7 protein-coding genes are annotated in these 18,738 nt (G+C 68.3%); 5 read left to right on the forward strand and 2 right to left on the reverse strand.

Annotation, left to right across the window (positions count from 1 at the left end; translation table 11 throughout):
- Positions 1–2: 2 nt before the first annotated feature.
- Positions 3–5,000, reverse strand: a complete 4,998-nt coding sequence (locus tag BLV60_RS26905) for a non-ribosomal peptide synthetase (protein WP_093058356.1) — start codon at positions 4,998–5,000, stop codon at positions 3–5.
- Positions 4,997–12,313, reverse strand: a complete 7,317-nt coding sequence (locus tag BLV60_RS26910; protein WP_093058357.1) for a hybrid non-ribosomal peptide synthetase/type I polyketide synthase — start codon at positions 12,311–12,313, stop codon at positions 4,997–4,999. Before BLV60_RS26910 ends, BLV60_RS26905 begins: the two co-directional genes overlap by 4 nt.
- Before the next feature lie 630 nt (positions 12,314–12,943).
- Here BLV60_RS26910 and BLV60_RS26915 point away from each other — a divergent pair.
- The 5 genes from BLV60_RS26915 (at position 12,944) to BLV60_RS26935 (ending at position 18,696) form a co-directional block, all read left to right on the forward strand.
- A complete protein-coding gene (locus tag BLV60_RS26915) occupies positions 12,944–13,741 on the forward strand; it encodes a class I SAM-dependent methyltransferase (protein ID WP_256329595.1) in 798 nt (265 codons plus the stop codon).
- A 96-nt stretch (positions 13,742–13,837) separates the two neighbouring features.
- A complete protein-coding gene (locus BLV60_RS26920; RefSeq protein WP_256329596.1) occupies positions 13,838–14,572 on the forward strand; it encodes a peptidoglycan DD-metalloendopeptidase family protein in 735 nt (244 codons plus the stop codon).
- A 105-nt stretch (positions 14,573–14,677) separates the two neighbouring features.
- Complete coding sequence (locus BLV60_RS26925) at positions 14,678–14,860, forward strand: hypothetical protein (protein ID WP_093058360.1); 183 nt, start codon at positions 14,678–14,680, stop codon at positions 14,858–14,860.
- A 99-nt stretch (positions 14,861–14,959) separates the two neighbouring features.
- Positions 14,960–16,072: a metallophosphoesterase family protein gene (locus BLV60_RS26930; protein ID WP_093058361.1), complete on the forward strand. Its 1,113-nt coding sequence runs from the start codon at positions 14,960–14,962 to the stop codon at positions 16,070–16,072.
- Complete coding sequence (locus BLV60_RS26935; RefSeq protein ID WP_093058362.1) at positions 16,069–18,696, forward strand: AAA family ATPase; 2,628 nt, start codon at positions 16,069–16,071, stop codon at positions 18,694–18,696. The genes BLV60_RS26930 and BLV60_RS26935 overlap by 4 nt, the downstream gene beginning before the upstream one ends.
- Positions 18,697–18,738: the final 42 nt, after the last annotated feature.

Genomic DNA, 18,738 nt, shown 5'->3' on the forward strand with positions numbered 1-18,738 from the left:
CTTCACCCCTTGCGCAGCCAGTGGCCGAGGGCGCCGAACAGCCCACCGCGCTGTGCTTGCGCGGCCGTGCCGGCAGCCAGTTCCGCGAGGTCCGACGGCACGCCCTGCGGCGCGGCGTGGGCCGAAGAGGCGATCTGCCCGAGGTTCTCGAACAGGTAGCGGCGCGGCTCCACGCGGTGCCCCAGCATCTGCGCGGCCTGCTGCACCGCGCGCAGCACCAGCAGCGAGTCGCCGCCGAGGTCGAAGAAGTTGTCGCTGGCGCGGATGTCGCTGACGTCGATGCCGATCACGCCGGCCCAGATCTGGGCGAGCTGCGCCTGCTCGGGGTTGAGCAGGCTCTGTGGCGCCTTGTGCCCGTTGCCATTGATGGCATCAGCCGGTGCGCTCTTGTCCGCATCCGCGGCTGCCAGCTTGCGCAGGTAGGCCGCACTGGTCGAGCCTTCGGTGCTGGCGATCTGCGTAAGCGTGGCGGCGGGATCGTCGGCAACGCGGCGCAGCACTTCGAGATAGCGCTCGCGCAGCTGGGCGCCGGTCTCGCGCAGGTACACGTCGGCGTTGTAGATCAGCGCGCCTTCAAGGCCGTGCGGCTTGTCCATCAGCCACACGCCGATGTCGTCGGTGGCGCCGTGCTGCATCACATGCATCTGGCGGGTCTGCAGGCTGCCGACGCTGCGGGCGCGTTCGCGTGCATCCTGGAACGAGAACATCGCCTGGTAAGGGCCGGAGGTCTTGATCTGCCCCGCATAGCCCGGCTCTGCCATCAGGCGTTCGAACGGCACCTGCTGGTTGTTCATCATCGACAGCAGCTCCTGCTTCACGTAGCGCATGAAGGCGGGCAGCGGCAGCGACTGGTCGACCGCGAGCGAGACCGGCAGCACGTTGTTGAAGAAGCCCATGACGTCTTCCGTCTCGGCCTGCTGGCGTCCGCGCACCGGGTTGGCGATGACGATGGTGTCGTTGCCCGTTACCTGCGCCATGGTCAGCGCGTAGATGCCGAAGGTCAGCATGCTGAGCGTCACGTCCATGTCGCGCGCGATCTCGCGCAGATGCTGCGTGCTCTGCAGGTCGACGTGGATCCAGTGCGCGCCGCCCTGGCCGCTCTTGCCCGCGCGGCGTGGCATGTCTGTCTTTGGCGGGCGCACGGCCTTTGCGCCTTCGAGCCGGCCGCGCCAGAACGCGAGCTGCTCCTCGCAGGCAGGCTCCGTCAGCCACTTTTCCAGCCACTCGGCATAGTCGCCGTGGGTGGTGGCGAGCGCGGGCAGGTTGTGCGGACGGCCGCGTTCGGCGGCGTCGTAGAGCGCGCCCAGCTCGCGCTGCATCAGGTCGAAAGACCAGCCGTCCCAGATCAGGTGATGCGGCACGAACAGGAAGACGTGCTCGTTGTCGTCGAGCTGGAACAGCGTCGTGTTCATCATCGGCGCGCGATGGATGTCGATCGGCCGGTCCGACAGCTCTTGCATGCGTTCGGCCAGCTCGGCCTCGCGCTGGTCAGCGGGCAGGCCGCGCAGGTCGACCAGCGGCAGGGCGAATTCCACAGACTCCGCGATCATTTGCATCGGCTTGCCGCTCTGCGCATCGATGCCGATGGAAGTGCGCAGCGAGGGCTGGCGGCGGATCATTTCGCGCAGCGCGCCTTCGAAGCGCGCCGCATCGAGCTGCCCGGTCAGGCGCTGCGCCGAGGGCGCGTTGTAGACCGAGCGGCCCGGGTGCAGCTGCTCCATGAAGCGGATGCGTTCCTGCGCAAGCGTGAGCGGTGCGCTGCGGCGCTCGCTGCGGCAGGCAATCGGCGCCTCCAGGCCGACGCCTGCGCCCTGCAGGCCCTGGATGGCCGCGGCCAGCTTCTCGGCTGTAGGCGCCTCGAACAGGGTGCGCAGCGGCAGCGTGACCTGGAACTCGCGGCTCAGCAGCGTGGTGAGCCGCGCAGCCAGCAGCGAGTGGCCGCCCATGGTGAAGAAGTTGTCGTGCATGTCGAGGCCCGGCAGGCTCAGCACCTTTTCCATGACGGCGAGCACCTTGCGTTCGTGCTCGTTGCGCGGGGCGGCGCCGCGCCGTACCTCGTTGCGCGCAACCGCTTGCGGCGGCGGCAGCGAGACGCGGTCGATCTTTCCGTTCGGCAGGGTCGGCAGTGCGTCGAGCGTCACCACGTGCTGCGGCAGCATGAAAGCTGGCAGGTGCTTGCGCAGATGCACCATCAGCGCATCGAGGTCGAAGCCGGCGCCCTGGGCGAGCGCAAGGTAGGCCACCAGGCGCACGTCGCCGGGGTTGTCTTCGCGGGCCACGACCACGCTGCGCGAGACGCCGGCCACCTCGCAGCAGCGCACCTCGATCTCGCCGGGCTCGATGCGATAGCCGCGCACCTTCACCTGAAAGTCGAGCCGGCCGAGGTGGTCGAGCAGCCCGTCGTTGCGCCAGCGGCCGCGGTCGCCCGAGCGGTACACCTTCTTCGCGGTGCCGAAGATGCGCACCGTGACGAAGCGCTCGGCGGTCAGTTCGGGGCGGTCGAGGTAGCCCAGCGACACGCCTTCGCCCGCGATGCAGATTTCGCCCGGCACACCGATGGGGCAGGGCTGCAGGTTGGCGTCGAGGATCCAGATTTCAGTGTTGTCGACGGGCTTGCCGATCGACACGCCGCGCGACGCGATCTCTTCGGGGCGAACGTGCCAGGCCGTGGAGTACACCGTTGTTTCGGTCGGGCCGTAGCCGTTCCACAGGCCTTCCATGCGCTCGCACAGCGCCAGCGCCATGCTCGGGCGCAGCGCTTCTCCGCCGGTCCATCCGCGAAAGCCGGGCGCGCCACCAGCCCACTGCGCATCGAGCAGCAGCTGCCACATGCCGGGGGTGGCTTGCAGGAGCGTGATCTGTTCTTCGTCGAGCGCTTTTGAGAGGCGATTGCCGTCCATGGCGACTTCGCGCTTCACCATCACGAGTTCGGCGCCCGCCGCCAGCGGCAGCAGCAGGTCGGGCACGGCCATGTCGAACGACAGCGTCGTGACGGCGGCGATGCGGTCAGCCGGGCCGATGCCCGATTCGCGCTGCATCCACTGCAGCAGGTGCGCCACGCCCCGGTGATGGGCGATGACGCCCTTGGGCAAACCGGTCGAGCCGGAGGTGTAGATCACATAGGCGGCGTCTTCGGGCCCCGGGTCGTCGGTGCTCGGCGGCAGCGCATCGCCGGACAGCTTGAGCCAGGCGGTGTCGCGATCGATCTCGAAGACCCGCAGGGCCGCGTCGGCACGCCAGCCGCGCGGCGCCGCCGCGATGTCCGACGTGGTCAGCATCTGGCTGAGGCTGGCGTCAGTCGCGTAGTGGTCCAGCCGCGCCTGCGGAAACGCGGTGTCGAGCGGCACATAGGACGCACCCGCCTTGAGAATGCCGAGCATCGCGACGACCATCTCCAGGCTGCGCTCCAGGCACAGCCCCACGCGCTGGCCGCGGCCCACGCCGCGCATGCGCAGTGCACGCGCCAGGCGGTTGGACTGCGCGTCGAGCTCGCCGTAGCTGCAGCTTCGCGCGCCGTCGCGCACCGCCGGGTGATTGGGTTGCCGCGGCACGCGTGCAAGAAAGCCGGCGTGCGCCAGCGGTTCGCCGACCAGCGGAACGCGCGCGGGCTGCAGCGCCAGCAGCGAACGCGCGGCGGTGCTGGACAGCACTTCGAGCCGGCCGACCGTTTCGTCGGGCTTGTGCGAGGCCGACTGCAGCACGCACTCGAACATGCCGAGCCAGCGCTGCACGCTGACCTCGTCGAACAGGTCGGTGTTGTACTGAACCTCCACTTGCAGACCGCCATCGAGCGGGCGCAGGTTGACGAACAGTTCGAAGTTCTCGTACTGGCGGGCGATCGTGTCCTGCACGACGTCGAGGGTCGTGAATGCCTGTGCGCTGCTCGCCACGTCGGGGTCGACGTTGAAGGCCACGCTCACCAGCGGCAGCCGGCTCGGGTCGCGCTCCAGCGACAGCTGGCCCAGCAGCGCGCCGTAAGTCAGCGCCTGGTGGTCGAAGGCGTCGAGCACGGCGGTGCTGCATTCGTCCATCAGCGCGTCGAAGCGCATGCCCGAATGAGCGGCGATACGCAGCGGCAGCAGGTTCACGCAGTGGCCGACCAGGCCGGGCATGTCGTGCGCGAGCTGGCCCGACGCCGGAATGCCGACGACGATGTCTTCATGACTCGTGAGGCGGTGCAGCGTGGCAACGAAGCCGCTGAGCAGGCCCGTGAAAAGGCTGACGCCGGCCCTGGTGCTCGCCGTGCGCACGGCACTGACCAGGCGCTTGTCGAGCAGGCGCTCGGCGCGGCGCGAATTGAAGGTGCGAACAGCCGGACGCGGGCGGTCCAGCGGCAGGTCGAGCACCGGCAGCGTGCTGCCGGAGAAGCGGCCCAGCCAGTAGTCGATGTGCGGCTGCATGTCGGCACTCGCGGCGGCGGCGGCTTCCTCGGCGGCAAAGTCGGCGAAGAGCGGCGCGGGCTTGAGCTTCAGGCCAATGCCGGTTTCCTCGGCATAGAGGTGGCCCAGCTGCTCGGTGATGACAGCCCACGACCAGCCGTCGCACACCACGTGGTGCGCCGACATCACGAGTTCGTGCTCGGCGTCGTCCAGGCGGTACAACGCGGCCCAGAACAGCGGGCCATGCTCCAGCGAGAAGGGCGTGCACACCGCATCGTCGTGGGCGTCGCGCAGTGCCTGCGCGCGGGCTTCCGGCTCGAGACTGCCCAGGTCCTGCTCCAGCAGCAGGTTCTCGCCGGGAGGGCTGACCAGCATGTAGGTGCCGTCGGGCGAGATGGTGGCGCGCAGCGCCTGGTGGCGCTCGAGCAGCCGGGCCATGGCACGCGCCAGGGCCGGGCAGTCCAGCGCGCCGCGCAGGCGCAGCACGACCGACTCGTTGTAGGCCATCGAGGCTTCTGTGCTCAAGGCTGCGCCGAGCCAGACTTCGCGCTGCGATTCCGTCGTCGGAATGATGCATTCGATGACACCACCGCTGGCGGTGGGCTTGAGGACGGCGTTCATGCTGCGGCCTTTCCATTGATGAGGTGTTGATGGGAGGCGGCGTCCTCGGGCACGTACCAGAAGGGCTGGCCGTCGATGTCGCGGGCCAGGACGCAGCCGTCCTCGACGGGCTTGCGCACGTCGAAGCGGGTGGGGGCGGGAGCGCGGCGCGGCAGGAAGCCGGACTCCTGCATCTCGGCGACCGAGTCCTTGAAGGCGCGCTGGATGAAGGCGATGTCCTCGGCGCTGTGCGCGCTCGTGAGGAAGCACGGGAAGTTGTCCAGGATGTGCACGCCGCGGCTGCGCATCATTGCGAACAGCAGGTCCTGCAGCGGGTGGTCTTCCAGCCAGCTCACGCGCCACAGCGAAGCGAAATGGCGGATCTCGATGGGTGCGCCGACTTCCTTGCACCAGCCCGAGAGCTCGGCTGCCATGGCGGCGGTGTTGCCCGTGAGCCCGGCCTGCAGCGCGGGCCCTGCCTCCTTCAGATGCGTGAGCGAGGCCTTGGCTGCGGCCAGCGCCAGCGGATGGCGCACGAAGGTGCCCGCGAAGTAGGTCACGCCCACGCCGGGGATCGAGTCGTCGCCGTACTGCCAGGGGCCGCCGTCGAGCGCGTCCATGAATTCGCGCTTGCCCGCGATCACGCCGACCGGAAAGCCGCCGCCGATCACCTTGCCGTAGGTGGCGAGGTCGGCGCGCACACCGAACAGCTCCTGCGCGCCGCCCAGCGCCGTACGAAAGCCGGTGATGACCTCGTCGAAGATCAGGCAGCAGCCGCTCTTGGCGGTGATGTCGCGCACCTCGTGCAAGAACTCGCGCGGCTGGAAGTCGGGGCGGCGGCTTTGCACCGGCTCGGCCAGCACGGCGGCCAGGTCGTCTGCGTTCTCGCGGATGAAGTCCAGCGCCTCGGGCGTGCCGTAGTCGAGCACTCGGATGTCGCCGAACATGCCGCTCATCACGCCCGGCGCAGCCGACAGGCCCTTGCCGCCCTTGCCGGCGCGCACCAGCACTTCGTCGAAGGTGCCGTGGTAGGAGCCGGTGAACACCACCACCGTGCTACGGCCGGTGACGGTGCGCGCGATGCGCAGCGCGGCCATCACTGCTTCGGAGCCGGTGTTGCACAGGCCCGCGCGGTCGCTGCCGGTGAGCTCGCAGATCAGCGCCGTGACTTCGGCTGCCAGCGGGTGCTGCGGGCCGATCTCGTAGCCGTCGTCGAGCTGCTTGCGCACGGCGTCCTGCACGAAGTCGGGCTGCCAGCCGAACATGTTCATGCCGAAGCCGTTGAGCGCATCGACGTACTCGTTGCCGTCGAGGTCCCACATCTTCGAACCCTTGGAGCGCTCGATGACGATCTGGTAGGTGATCTCTTTGGTGACCGGCCGGAAGCCGTTGACCACGCGCGGGTCGGCCATGTGGGCGCGGTTGGCTTCGGTGAACTGCTTGCTCTTCTGCGTGCGTTCCACATAGCGCCGGATGAAGGCGGCGAGCCGGGCCTTCTGCCGGCCGCTTGGCTCGGCGTTGCGCTGCGTATGGATGCGGGCGATGGCGCCGAAGGCCTTGTTCACGTCGTAGCGCACGGGTTGCGCGGGGTCTTCAGCGGGGGCCGCGGCGGCAGGTGTGGCAGGCGCGGGGGCGGCCTGGGCCGGCATGGCCTGAAGCGTGACGATTGGTGCGGACGGAACGGCGCCCGACAGCAATGCGAGCTGCTGGCGCATCAATTCCATTTGCTGCGAGATCAGCTGCGACAGCTGGGCGTCGCTCGCATTGCTGCCTTGCATCGGCATGTACACCGGCATCTGCTGGCGCGGCGCGGCCTGCGGTACGGAGACTGCGTTTTCGACTGGCGCGGCCACGACGGCAGGTGCAGGTACCGATGCAGGCGCTGCCTCGGGCGGCAGGCTTTCGCGCAGGAAGGTCGAGAGCGCGTCGAAGCTGCGGTAGCTTTCCATCAGCTGGCGGAAGCTGAGGTTGACCTTGAAGTGCTTCTTGATCTGCGTGGCGGCCTGGGTCAGCGTGAGCGAGTCCAGGCCCAGTTCGCCGAAGGGCGCGTGCCCCTCCGCCTGCGCCATGTCTAGGCCGGAGATGTCCTCGAACAGGCTGCGCAGGCGCGCATCCACGTTCGAAGCGGGAGGATGAAGAGGCGAGGGCGTTGCTGCTGTCACGATCGACTCCAGAGCGGTAGGTGAAACAAGAGGGACGAAGGAAGGGGCCGGGGCGGCGGCGGGCGCGGCCACGGTGGCGATGGGCGGGGCGGCGGCGATGTCGACCCAGAAGCGCTTGCGCTCGAACGGCGTGGTGGGCAGGCGCACGCGTTGCGCGCCGATGCGTGAGACGAGGCGCGACAGCTCGACATCGGCGCCGCAGGTCCAGAGGCGGCCCAGCGCCAGGTGCAGGGTGCGGGCCTCGTCGGCCGGCTCGCCCTGCAGCAGCGAGACGACGCCGCTCGCGCCGTGCTGGCGCACCAGCGTGGCGAGCATGTTTCGCGGGCCTGATTCGACGAACAGCGGGTTGGTCACCTGCTCCATCGCGCAGCGCACGGCCGGCGAGAAGCGCACGGTGCCGCGCAGATGCCGGGCCCAGTAGGCAGGGCCGGTGGCTTCGGCGTCTTCTAGCGGCTGGCCGGTCAGCGTCGAGTAGATCGGGGTCTGCGGTGCGCGCAGCGTCACCTTGCCGACCAGCGCCTCGAAGGGCGCGACGGCCGCGTCCATCATGGCGGAGTGAAAGGCGTGCGAGGTCTGCAGCGGGCGGCTCGGAATGCCGTCTGCTTCCAGCGCCGCCTGCAGGGCCGCAATGGCGTCGAAGGGGCCGGCGGCGACGCAGGCCGTGGGGCCGTTCTCGGCGGCGAGCGAAATCTGCGGGCCGAGCCTGTCGAGCAACTCGGCCGCACCCATGCGTACCGACAGCATCGCGCCGGCCGGCTGGGCCTGCATGAGAGCGCCACGGCGGGCGACGAGCTTGGCGGCGTCTTCGAGCCGCATCACGCCAGCGAGCACGGCCGCGACGAATTCGCCGACGCTGTGGCCGATCAGTGCATGCGGCCGCGCGCCGAGCGCCAGCAGCCGCCGCGCGAGGGCGTATTCGAGCGTGAAGATCGCGGGCTGCGTGGCGGCGGTGGGCGCCAGCGATTGCGGGTCGTCCGAGAACATGCGCTCGCGCAGGTCGAAATCGGTCGCGCCTTCGAAGGCGGCCATGCAGTCGTCGAACGCTGCCGCGAACACCGGGTCGTTCGCACGGAGGTTCTTGCCCATGCCGGCGTACTGCGCGCCTTGCCCGGGGAACATCAGCACGAGCTGCGGTGCGCGCGAGGCGATGCGCCCGCTGACGCGGCGGGGCGAATCGGCATTGCGCAGGGCGGCGATGGCCTCGGCGGTGTTGCCGGCCACGACAGCGCGGCGGAAGGCGTGGGCCTTGCGGCCGACCGCGAGGGTGTGGGCCACGTCGGCCAGCGGCAGTTCGGCGTGGGCTTCGAGATGCGCCGCGAGCTGCTCGGTGGCCAGCGCGAGCGCGGCCTCGGAGCGTGCCGACAGCGACAGCAGCTGGTCGCCCACCACCAGTGGCGAGGCCGGCCGCGGCGGCGCCTCTTCGACGATGACGTGCGCATTGGTGCCGCCAACGCCGAAGGAGCTGACGCCCGCGCGGCGCGGCAGGTCGGCGCGGGGCCAAGGCTGCAGGCTGGCGGTAACGTGGAAGGGCGTGCGCGCGAAGTCGATCGACGGGTTCGGCGCGCTGAAATGCGCGGTCGGCGGAATCTGTTCGTGGTGCAGTGCCAGCGCCGTCTTGATGAGACCGGCCGCGCCCGCCGCCGTGACCATGTGGCCCACGTTGCTCTTCAGCGAGCCGAGCGTGCAGTAGCCGAGCGCATCGGTGTGCTCGGCGTAGGCCACGGCCAGCGCCTCGACTTCGATCGGGTCGCCCATCGGCGTGGCGGTGCCGTGCGCCTCGACGTACGAGATGCTGCCCGCATCGACATCGGCCGCAGCCAGCGCGGCGCGGATCACCGCGGCCTGGCCGTCGACGCTGGGCGCCGTGAAGCTGGCCTTGGAGCCGCCGTCGTTGTTCACGCAGGCGCTGCGCAGCACGGCGTAGATGGTGTCGCCGTCGGCCTGTGCATCGGCCAGCCGCTTGAGCAGCACCACGGCCGCGCCGTCGCTGAAGACGGTGCCCTGGGCCTTTGCATCGAAGCTGCGCGTGCGGCCGTCGGGCGAGAGCATCGAGCCCTCGTTGTAGAGATAGCCGCTGCGCGGCGGGCAGGTGACCGAGGCGCCGCCCGCGAGCGCCATGTAGCACTGGCCGGTGCGCAGCGCATGGAAGGCCTGGGCCACGGCCACCAGCGAGGTCGAGCAGGCGGTGTGCACGCTGACGGCCGGGCCGGTGAGGTTGAGCCGGTTCGCCACCCGCGTGGTGATGTAGTCCTTCTCGTTGGCCAGCATCACCTGGAACTCGCCGACCGGCTCCACCAGGTCGGGCCGGGTGCTCACGTGGCGCTGGAAGTAGGTGGCGTTGTACATGCCGGCGTACACGCCGACCGGACCCGGCGCTTCGTCGGGCACGTAGCCGGCGCGTTCCAGGCATTCCCAGCAGATTTCGAGGAACACGCGCTGCTGCGGGTCCATGAGCTGCGCTTCTTTCGGGCCGATGCCGAAGAAGGCGGCGTCGAAGTCTTCGATGCCATCGATCACGCCGCGTGCGCGCACATAGGCCGCGTCGCTGCGCAGGGCCTGGCTGACCCCGGCGTCGAGCGTGGCGTCGTCGAAGAAGCTGATGGTGTCGCGGCCCGCGACGAGGTTGTCCCAGAACTGCTCCACGTCGGCTGCGCCGGGGAAGCGGCCTGCGGTGCCGACCAGGGCAACGGCGTCATCGATGCCGCTGCCTGGCCGTGCCGAAAAGGTGGCCGCTGTGGTCGGTCGATCCTTGGAACCGGCCACAGCGGCCGTGGCGGGCTGATCGCCCGCCGGCTGCATCCGCTCGCCCATTGCTTTTGGCGTGGGATTGCGGAAGAAAAGATTGGTCGACAGCGGCAGTTCTGTGCCGCGCTGCAGGTCGGCCAGCACCTGCAGTACCAGCAGCGAATCGCCGCCGAGGTCGAAGAAGTTGTCGTTGCGCCCGACCTTCGAAATGCGCAGCGCGCGGGCGAAGGCGTCGCACACCCGCTGTTCGATGGTGTCGCGCGCTTCTTCGAAGGGCTGCGCGAGCTCGGGGCGCTCGCCGGCCGGCTCGGGCAGTGCCTTGCGGTCGAGCTTGCCGTTGGGCGTGACGGGGAGTTGTGCGAGCCACACCTGCGCGGTAGGAATCAGCGCAGCGGGCAGGCGGGCACCGAGGTGGGCGCGCAGGGCATCCCACGAGATCTTTTCCGAGCGTGCGACCAGATAAGCCACCAGGCGCAGCTGCCCGCTTTCGTCGGGCCGCGCGACCACTGCGCAGGACTGCACGGCGGGGTGCGCGAGGATGGCCGCCTCGACCTCGCCGGTCTCGATGCGGTGGCCATGGATCTTCACCTGCCCGTCGCGGCGGCCGATGAATTCGACGGTGCCGTCGGGCAGCCAGCGCGCGAGGTCGCCGGTGCGGTAGAGCCGGTCATCGGGGCCGCCGAAGGGATCGGGCACAAAGCGCTCGGCGCTGAGCGCGGGCTGCCGCAGATAGCCACGGGCCAGCCCGTGGCCGCCGATGCAGAGCTCGCCCACGAAGCCGGTCGGCAGCAGTGCCATCGAGGGGCTCAGCACGCGCAGCACGGTGTCCTTGATGGGGCGACCGAGGGGGACGGAACGCAGGTCTTCGGGCAACGGTGACTCGATGCGATGCGTGGCCGCGAAGGTCGTGCACTCGGTCGGGCCGTAGCCGTTGCTCAGCGTGAGGCCAGGCAGGGCGGCCAGCGCACGCCGCACATGCGGCACCGACAGCGCTTCGCCGCCGGTGAAGAGATGCCGCAGGCCCGAGAGGTGGGCGGGGTCGTCGTCGACCACGGCGTTGAAGAGCGCGGCGGTGAGCCATGCCGTGTGCACGTGGTGGCGCGCGATGGTGTGCGCCAGGCCGGTGCCGGTCGGCACGCGCTCTTCATGGATGACGCAACAGCCGCCGTTGAGCAGCGGGCCCCAGATTTCGAGCGTGGCCGCGTCGAAGCCGAGCGGCGCCGCATGCAGCATGGCGAGGCCGGGAGCGAGCTCGACGTAGTCCACACCCACCACGAGCCGCAGGATCGAGCGATGGCAGATCTCTATGCCCTTTGGCGTGCCCGTCGAGCCCGAGGTGTACATGACATAGGCCACCGATTCGGCATCGAGGACCGGAGGATTCCAGGCAGTGCGATTTGTGTTGTCTTCGTATTCGTCGAGCAACAAAACGCCGTGATGGGGAGGGATGAGGTACTGGTGCACCTGTGTCGTGAGCACGTGATGCGCGCCGGCCTCGCCGAGCATGTAGGCGACGCGCTCGGGCGGGAAATCCGTAGGCACCGGCACATAGGCGCCGCCGGCCTTGAGGATGCCGAGTTGGGCGACGATGGCCGCCATCGAGCGGTCGAGCAGCAGGCCGACGCCGTCGCCGCTGCGAACGCCCAGGCCCTGAAGGCGCTTCGCGAGTTCGTCGGAGCGCCGGTCGAGTTCGCCGTAACTCATCTGCGCGTCGCCTTGCGCGAGGGCGATGGCGTCGGGGGTGGCCATCGCCTGGCGCGCGAACATGCCGGGCACCGTGAGGGCAGGGCTCACCGGGGCGAGGGCGGTGTTCCATTCGACGAGCTGAGCGGCCTGGTCGGCGCGCGGCAGCGTGTGGATGTCGTTCAGGGCCGCATCGGGGTGCTGCAGCAGGTCTTCGGCGGTGTCGACGAGGGCTGCAAGCAGCTGATCGATCGCGGCGGCATCCATCAGGCTTGCGGCTGCATCTATATAGAGGGACGCCGAAGCAGCGTCGAAGCGCAGCCGCAGCGGAGCATCGGCGGCAACTTCTTCGCGCAGCCAGAGGGAGGTGGGCTGTGCCGTTGCTTGCGATGCCGAACGGCGACCGAGGTCCAGCTCGGCCAGCCAGGCGCCAGCGGCCTTGGTGGCGTCGAAGGCGACGGTGGTCGAGCAGCGCATCGGCGCGGCGCCTGCCTCATGCAGCACGGGCCAGAGGCCTCCGAGCCAGCGCGACTGCAGCAGCAGCCACGCGCCCGCGAAGAGGGTGTCCGGCAGCTGGCCGGTGGTGGCGAACCACTGGGTCCAACGCTGGGCGAAGCGGGGTTCGAGTGCCACCGCAGCGCTGCGACGGCCGGCCGATCCCTCCGAATTGGATCGCGGCACGAACAGGTCTTCCAGAGCGAGGTCCGGAGCACCGAGTGCTTGCGAAACAGTTTGAATTTCCATGTAAATATCCCAAAAGAAATACAATGGAAGCAATTGGGCGAATGGAAATTCCATTCACCCAATTAAGGAGGAGGAAGCTGACTTGCGTTCTTTTCGTGTCTTCATCCTAGGAGGTTTCCCTTGGCCAATGTGTGCACTTTAGGCCTCGGTTACAATTAGATAAGGTTATTTCGAAAACGTACTACCCGAATCGTCCAGTTCGAGGTAACTGATGCGTGATTTGGAGGAAAAAGCCCGCCGCGCGGACCCTCCAAGTGCCCGAAAGGGCCCGCTGAAGCGGGGTACTCCTGGGGAGAAACGGGCGGCGCACAGGGGGAAATTCGCTGTCGACCGCTTTGTGGGTACAACCACCTCGGATCGCGCGCTACGCCGGGGAGTCATGCGGAAAACGCACTGGCATCACTGTCGAAAAGTGAAACATCCTTCCGGGCGCGACTGTTATGAATTGGATTAGTCTGTAACCGTATAAAAAATAACTGTACAAAACCTGAAAATCGCAAAGACTGAAAGAGTTATCGGCTTCAAATCTTCCGAGGGTTAAAAATGCTCCGCGACATCCTATTACCCGATGTAGTTCTCACGCGCTGTGATTACTATTTGGAATCGATTCTTCCGAACAATTCAGATGCATTGACGGCCAACGCTACATACTTCGGCAATGCGACGTGGGCCAAGGAATATCTGGACTACTGCCACCGCGATGCGCATTTCCGCAGCCGCTGGCTCGCCGCCGGGGGCGACTGGACGGACAAGGTCGTCATCGACCTGGGCTGCGGGCCGGGTAACCTCTTCGCCACGCTGGGCGGCAGGCCCAGATTGCTGATCGGCGTCGACGTGGCCGGAGGCTCGCTGGAGCTGGCGGCTGGCCTGGGCTACACGGCAGTGCTGGCGGATGCGGCGCACACGCCGTTCCGCTCGCATGTGGCGGACATCGTGGCAATCAATGCATCGCTGCACCACTGCGACGACATGAAAGCGGTGCTGCAGGAAGGCGCCCGCCTCGTTAAGCCCAATGGCTTACTTATTACCGACCACGATCCGCAACTCACAGCCTGGGACTACAAGGGCCTGGCCAGGCTGATGTGGGACGCGCGGCTGTGGGTCTACCGCGCGACAGGGCACGGTTTTCACAAGACGGACAGTCAGCAGTTGTGGGGGCTGAGAACCGAAGTGCATCACCGGCCCGGCGACGGCGTGACGAAGGATCTCTTCGAATCCACGCTGGAGCCGCTGGGCTTCGAGGTCCGCGTGCATCCGCACAACCACCAGATAGGAGCGCAGGCGCTGGCCGGCGAAGTCGGGCCGGCGCAATGGAAATACCGCATGGGCAATGTGCTCTCGGGCCGCGACCCGAAAGCCCCCGCGAGCGCGCTGTCGCTGATGTGCGTTGCAAGGCGCAAGACCGCAGAAAAACTGCAGGCCAACTGAATGCCAGGCGACTGCTGGTAGCCTTCCCGGATTCTTCGAGCGCGGCCCCGGGCACCCGGGAGCGCGAGATTCAGTTATCCAGGAAGGAATCCGGTAGTGGTTGTGACAGGAAGGAACTGGCGCGCGGGCATTGCGCTGACCGCGGCATTGATGGTGGCAGCGTGCTCCACCTCCCCCAAGGCGCCAGTGGCAGGGCCGGGAGAGTACGTCGTCCAGCCGGGCGACACGCTCTATCGCATCGCGTCGAAGACCGGGCGTTCGCCGGGCGACATTGCCCGATGGAGCAATCTGCAGGACCCCGACAAGCTCGAAGCAGGGCAGGTGCTGCGCGTGGTGCCGCCCGGTGGCGGCGCATCGTCCGAGCCGCCTCCTCCCAGGAGCTCAGGTGCCGAGCGTCCGGAACGCCCCGAGCGTTCGAGGCCGCCCCGGGCCGCGGCGCCCGAGCCCGTCGCACCGCCGGCGTCGCGGCGCAGCGACTGGGCCTGGCCCGCGCAAGGCCAGGTCATCGCGGGCTTCAACGGCACCAGCAACAAGGGCGTCGACATCGGCGGCAGCGTCGGTGAGCCGGTGATGTCCATCGGCGCCGGCAAGGTGGCCGTGACGGAAACGCTGCGCGGCTACGGCAGCGTGCTGATGGTCGACCACGGCGGCTCTTATATGTCGGTCTACACCAATGTGCGTACGGTGCTGGTGAAACAGGGCCAGCAGGTGAAGCAGGGCCAGAAGATCGCCGAGATCGGCGGCACGGACGGTGGGCGCGCTAGCCTCCACTTCGAGATCCGCTACCGCGGCAATGCGGTCGACCCGCGCCAGTACCTGCCTGCGAGGTGACCGGACGGGGCGGCCTCTGGCGAAAGGCATCCCCCAAATTGGCGATATCGCGGTGCCCGTGAAATGCGCAGACTCTCGCCCTTGGTCTGAAAAAAAGGGGCGGTAATGGAACTCGTGCATTGGCTGTTCATCATTTTTGGCATCGCGTTGGCGCTGACCACGCAGTGGTGCCTTCTTGCACCGTTCAGCCTCGAGTGGAAGCCGCTGCGCGACCAGATTACTGAACAGGTCACCCAATCGGCCGCGCTGCTCGAAGAGTGCGCTTCAGGGATCGACGCCAAGGCCTAGCCTCCCGGCCGGTTCGGCCCGCCTGCAGCCCCAGGCCCTCTAAGATGCTCGCTCTTTCTGGATGACGTGAAGACGCGAGAGGCAAAGGGAGGGCCACGCATGATTTCTTTGCTCCACACCGCGGACTGGCAGATAGGCCGCGTGTTCTCGCAGTTCGAGCCCGACGACGCCGCGGCGCTGTTCGAGGCGCGTTTCAAGGTGGTCGAGCGGCTGGCCGCCATTGCGGCCGAACGCAAGGTCGATGCCGTACTGGTCGCGGGCGATGTGTTCGACCTGCAGACCGTGTCGGACAAGACCATCCGGCGCATGTTCAACGCCATGCAGGGCTTTACGGGCCCCTGGCTGCTGATTCCGGGCAATCACGACTCGGCGCTGAGCGAATCGGTCTGGAGCCGTGCGCAGCGGCTGGGCGCCATTGCACCGAACGTCACCTGCTGCCTGGAGCCGAAGCCCCACACGGTGGCGGGCAAGTTCACGCTGCTGCCCGCACCGCTCACGCAGCGCCATACCTACGGCGACCTCACCGACTGGTTTGCCACGGCGCCAAGCGAAGAGGGGCTGCCCCGCATCGGACTGGCGCACGGCTGCGTGCAGGGCATCCTGTCCGAAGATATCGACTCGGCCAATCCCATCGCAACCGGGCGCGCGGCGCAAGCCGGGCTCGACTACCTTGCGCTGGGTGACTGGCACGGCACGAGGCAGATCGACGACCGCACCTGGTACGCGGGCACGCCCGAGACCGACCGCTTCAGGGCCAACGATTCCGGGCAGGCGCTGCTGGTCGGCGTCTCAGGTGCCGGGGCGGAGCCGACGGTCGAGGTGGTCCGCACCGGCCAATTCGACTGGCAGCAATGGGAGCCGCGGCTCACGGTGCCCTCCGACATCGACGAACTGGTCGAAAAGCTGGAGCAGGTGAGCAGCAGCGACGTGCTGCAACTTCGCGCGCAGGGCGCCTGCGACCTCAACGGCCACAACAGGCTGAGCACCGCGCTCGACGCCGCCCGCGCTCGCGCCCGTGCGCTGGTGTGGGACGGCGAAGCGCTGCGGCTGGAGCCCACGGAAGACGACATCCAGGCGCTGCACGCCGACGGCTTTGTCGGCGAGGCGCTTCAGGAGTTGCGCGCGCAGCAGGGCGATGCCGATGCTGAACTCGCCCGCGACGCGCTGCTCACGCTCGCCCGCATCCTCGACGCGAAGGGAGCCGCCGCATGAAGTTGCAGCGTCTTCGCATCGAGAACTTCAAGCTGTTCCGCGCACCGCTCGAAATAGACGGCTTCACCGACGGGCTGAATCTCTTCGCGGCGCCCAACGAATCGGGCAAGTCCACCGTCGCCGAGGCCATTCGCGCGGCCTTCTTCGAACGACATCGCTCCAGCGCGGTCGAGCATCTGCGGCCATGGGGAGAAAGCTCGGCAACGCCCACCGTCGAGGTCGACTTCGAACTCGACGGCAAGCCATGCCGGCTCACCAAGGCCTTCCTCGGCAAGAAGCGCTGCGAGCTGGTCATCGACGGCAAGTCCATGGACGGTGCGGTGGCCGAAGACCACCTGGCGGCACTGCTGGGCTTTCGCTTTCCGGGCAAGGGTGCCAGCACGCCGGAGCACATGGGCATTCCGGGCCTGCTGTGGATCAAGCAGGGCACCTCGCACGACATTGCCAGCGCCGTGGGCTTTGCCAGCGACCACCTGCGCAACGCACTGGGCGAATCGCTGGGCGAGCTGGCCTCCAGCAACGGCGATGCGGTGCTGAAGGCGGTGGAGAGCGAGCGCAACGAACTGCTCACGCCCGCCGCCGGAACACCGCGTGGTGCCTTCGCGGATGCCATCAGGCTGCGCACGGAGCTCGAAGCGGACATCGAACGGCTGCGCGCCGACATCGAGTCCTATCAGTCGGGCGTGGACCGTCTCTCCGGCCTGCGCCGCGATCACCAACGAGACGAAGCCGCGCGGCCCTGGACGGCATTGCGGGAGCAGCTTGCTATCGCACGGCAACGGCTGGACGAAGCCAAGGGGTTGAACGACAGGAAGACCGCGCAGGACGCCGCGCTCAGGCAGGTCACCGCGCAGGTGAATTCCTGGCGCACCCAACTCCAGGCGATGGAGCGCGAGGAAGCCACGGTCGTCCTGCGAGAGAAGAATCTGCAGGCGGCACAAGAAGGCTTGGCCAAGGCGCTAGGCGAACTGCAGGCGTGGGAACCCCGCCACGCGGCTGCGGCGAAGGCCGATGCCGGCGCGCGCGACAACCTCCGCCTGGCGCGGCAGGCGGCCTCCCGCATCGCGCAGGAGAAAACCGTCGAAAGCCTGACCGAGCAGCTTGAGGCACTCGCACAGAGCCACGAGAAGGCAAGGGGCGAGCAGGACAAGGTCACTCGCCTGCAGGCCGAGGCACAGGCTCTCGCGGTGCCGGAAGGTGAACTCAAGCGGCTTCAGCGCTGCGCCGACGTGCATCGCACGGCGCAAGCCCGGCTCGATGCGGTGGCGACGGCCCTGGAGTTCGAGCTGCAGCCTGCTGCGAAGGTCCGGGTTGCCGGAGCCGAGCTTTCCGGCTCGAAGCGCCAGACCGTCATCGCGCGGACCGACATCGAGATCGAAGGCATAGGCCGCATCACGGTGCTGCCGGGCGGGGCCGACCTGGAAAGCCTTGCCATCGAACGCGACCGCGCGCGCGACGAACTCGCCGGGCTGTTGCAGGCCCTGCGCGCGGAGAGCGTGGCCGCCGTCGAAGAGCGCATGCGGCTGCAGGCGTTGCGCAAGGGGGAAGCCGGTGCGGCGGTGGCCGTGCTGGCTGCGCTGGCACCGAAGGGGCTGAGCGCGCTTGCCGCGGACATCGCCATGCGCGAGGCCCGGCTGGCTGAAGCAAGGCAGGTCCTGCAGGGCATGCCGCCGGCCGACGCGGCGATGCCATCGAGCGCGCAGGCCGAATCGGAGGAGGGCGCCGCGCGCGCGGCGCTGGAGACAGCGTCCGCGGCTCTCAATGACGCCAAAGTCGCCGCCGGCAATGCGCGCGAGCAGGTCAAGGCCGCCGAAGACGAACTCGCGGCGGTCAAGGCCACGCTGAACGACCCGACGCGCGCCAGCCGCAAGACGGAAGCCGGCGCCGCATTGACGGATGCGCTGGCGCAGCAGTCGGCCCTGCAAGACAAGGTCGCTGAGTTGGCGCAGCAGTTGCAATCCGCGAACCTGCCGGTGCTCGCACAGGACGTGGAACGGCTGGAGCAAAGCGTCAAGCAGGCCGAGGCCACGCACAGCCAGCGGGCCAACGAGATCACCCGGCTGGAAGCCGAACTCGAAGCCAGGGGCGCGCTGGGCCAGGAAGAAGCTGCGTCGGAAAAACAGCGCGAACTCGAGCACGCAACACGCCGTTGCGCCGAACTCGAACGCCGGGCGAAGGCGCTCGACCACCTGCTCAAGCTGCTGCGCGAAAAGCGCTCGGCCCTGGCACGACGCCTGCGCGCGCCGCTGCAGAAGCACCTCGACCACTACCTGCAGATTCTTTTCCCCGGTGCGCAGGTCGAAGTCGGCGACGATCTTTCGCCGGGCCGCATCACGCGGCAAGGCCTGCGAGGCGCCCAGAGCGGCGCGTTCGAGGAGCTCAGCGTGGGCGCGCGGGAACAGATGGGCGTCGTCGCCCGGCTGGCCTATGCGGACCTGTTGAAGGAAGCGCGCAAGCCGACCTTGCTCATCCTCGACGACGCGCTGGTGAACACCGACGAAGAGCGCCTGCGGCAGATGAAGCGGGTGCTGTACGACGCTGCAACGCGGCACCAGATATTGATCTTCAGCTGCCATCCGGAGGCCTGGCGCGATCTCGGGGTCGTGGCGCGCAGCATCCCGTGACGTCTTGGGGCCGCGACGCCCATCGGCAATCACACTATCCAG

The sequence above is a fragment of the Variovorax sp. YR634 genome (assembly GCF_900106655.1).
Lineage (GTDB): Bacteria > Pseudomonadota > Gammaproteobacteria > Burkholderiales > Burkholderiaceae_C > Variovorax.

What these genes read in the sequence shown, in the direction of transcription:
- BLV60_RS26905 (WP_093058356.1), bottom strand. Translation starts at nt 5,000, where the DNA reads ATGAACGCCGTCCTCAAGCCCACCGCCAGCGGTGGTGTCATCGAATGC.
- BLV60_RS26910 (WP_093058357.1), bottom strand. Translation starts at nt 12,313, where the DNA reads ATGGAAATTCAAACTGTTTCGCAAGCACTCGGTGCTCCGGACCTCGCT.
- BLV60_RS26925 (WP_093058360.1), top strand. Translation starts at nt 14,678, where the DNA reads ATGGAACTCGTGCATTGGCTGTTCATCATTTTTGGCATCGCGTTGGCG.
- BLV60_RS26930 (WP_093058361.1), top strand. Translation starts at nt 14,960, where the DNA reads ATGATTTCTTTGCTCCACACCGCGGACTGGCAGATAGGCCGCGTGTTC.
- BLV60_RS26935 (WP_093058362.1), top strand. Translation starts at nt 16,069, where the DNA reads ATGAAGTTGCAGCGTCTTCGCATCGAGAACTTCAAGCTGTTCCGCGCA.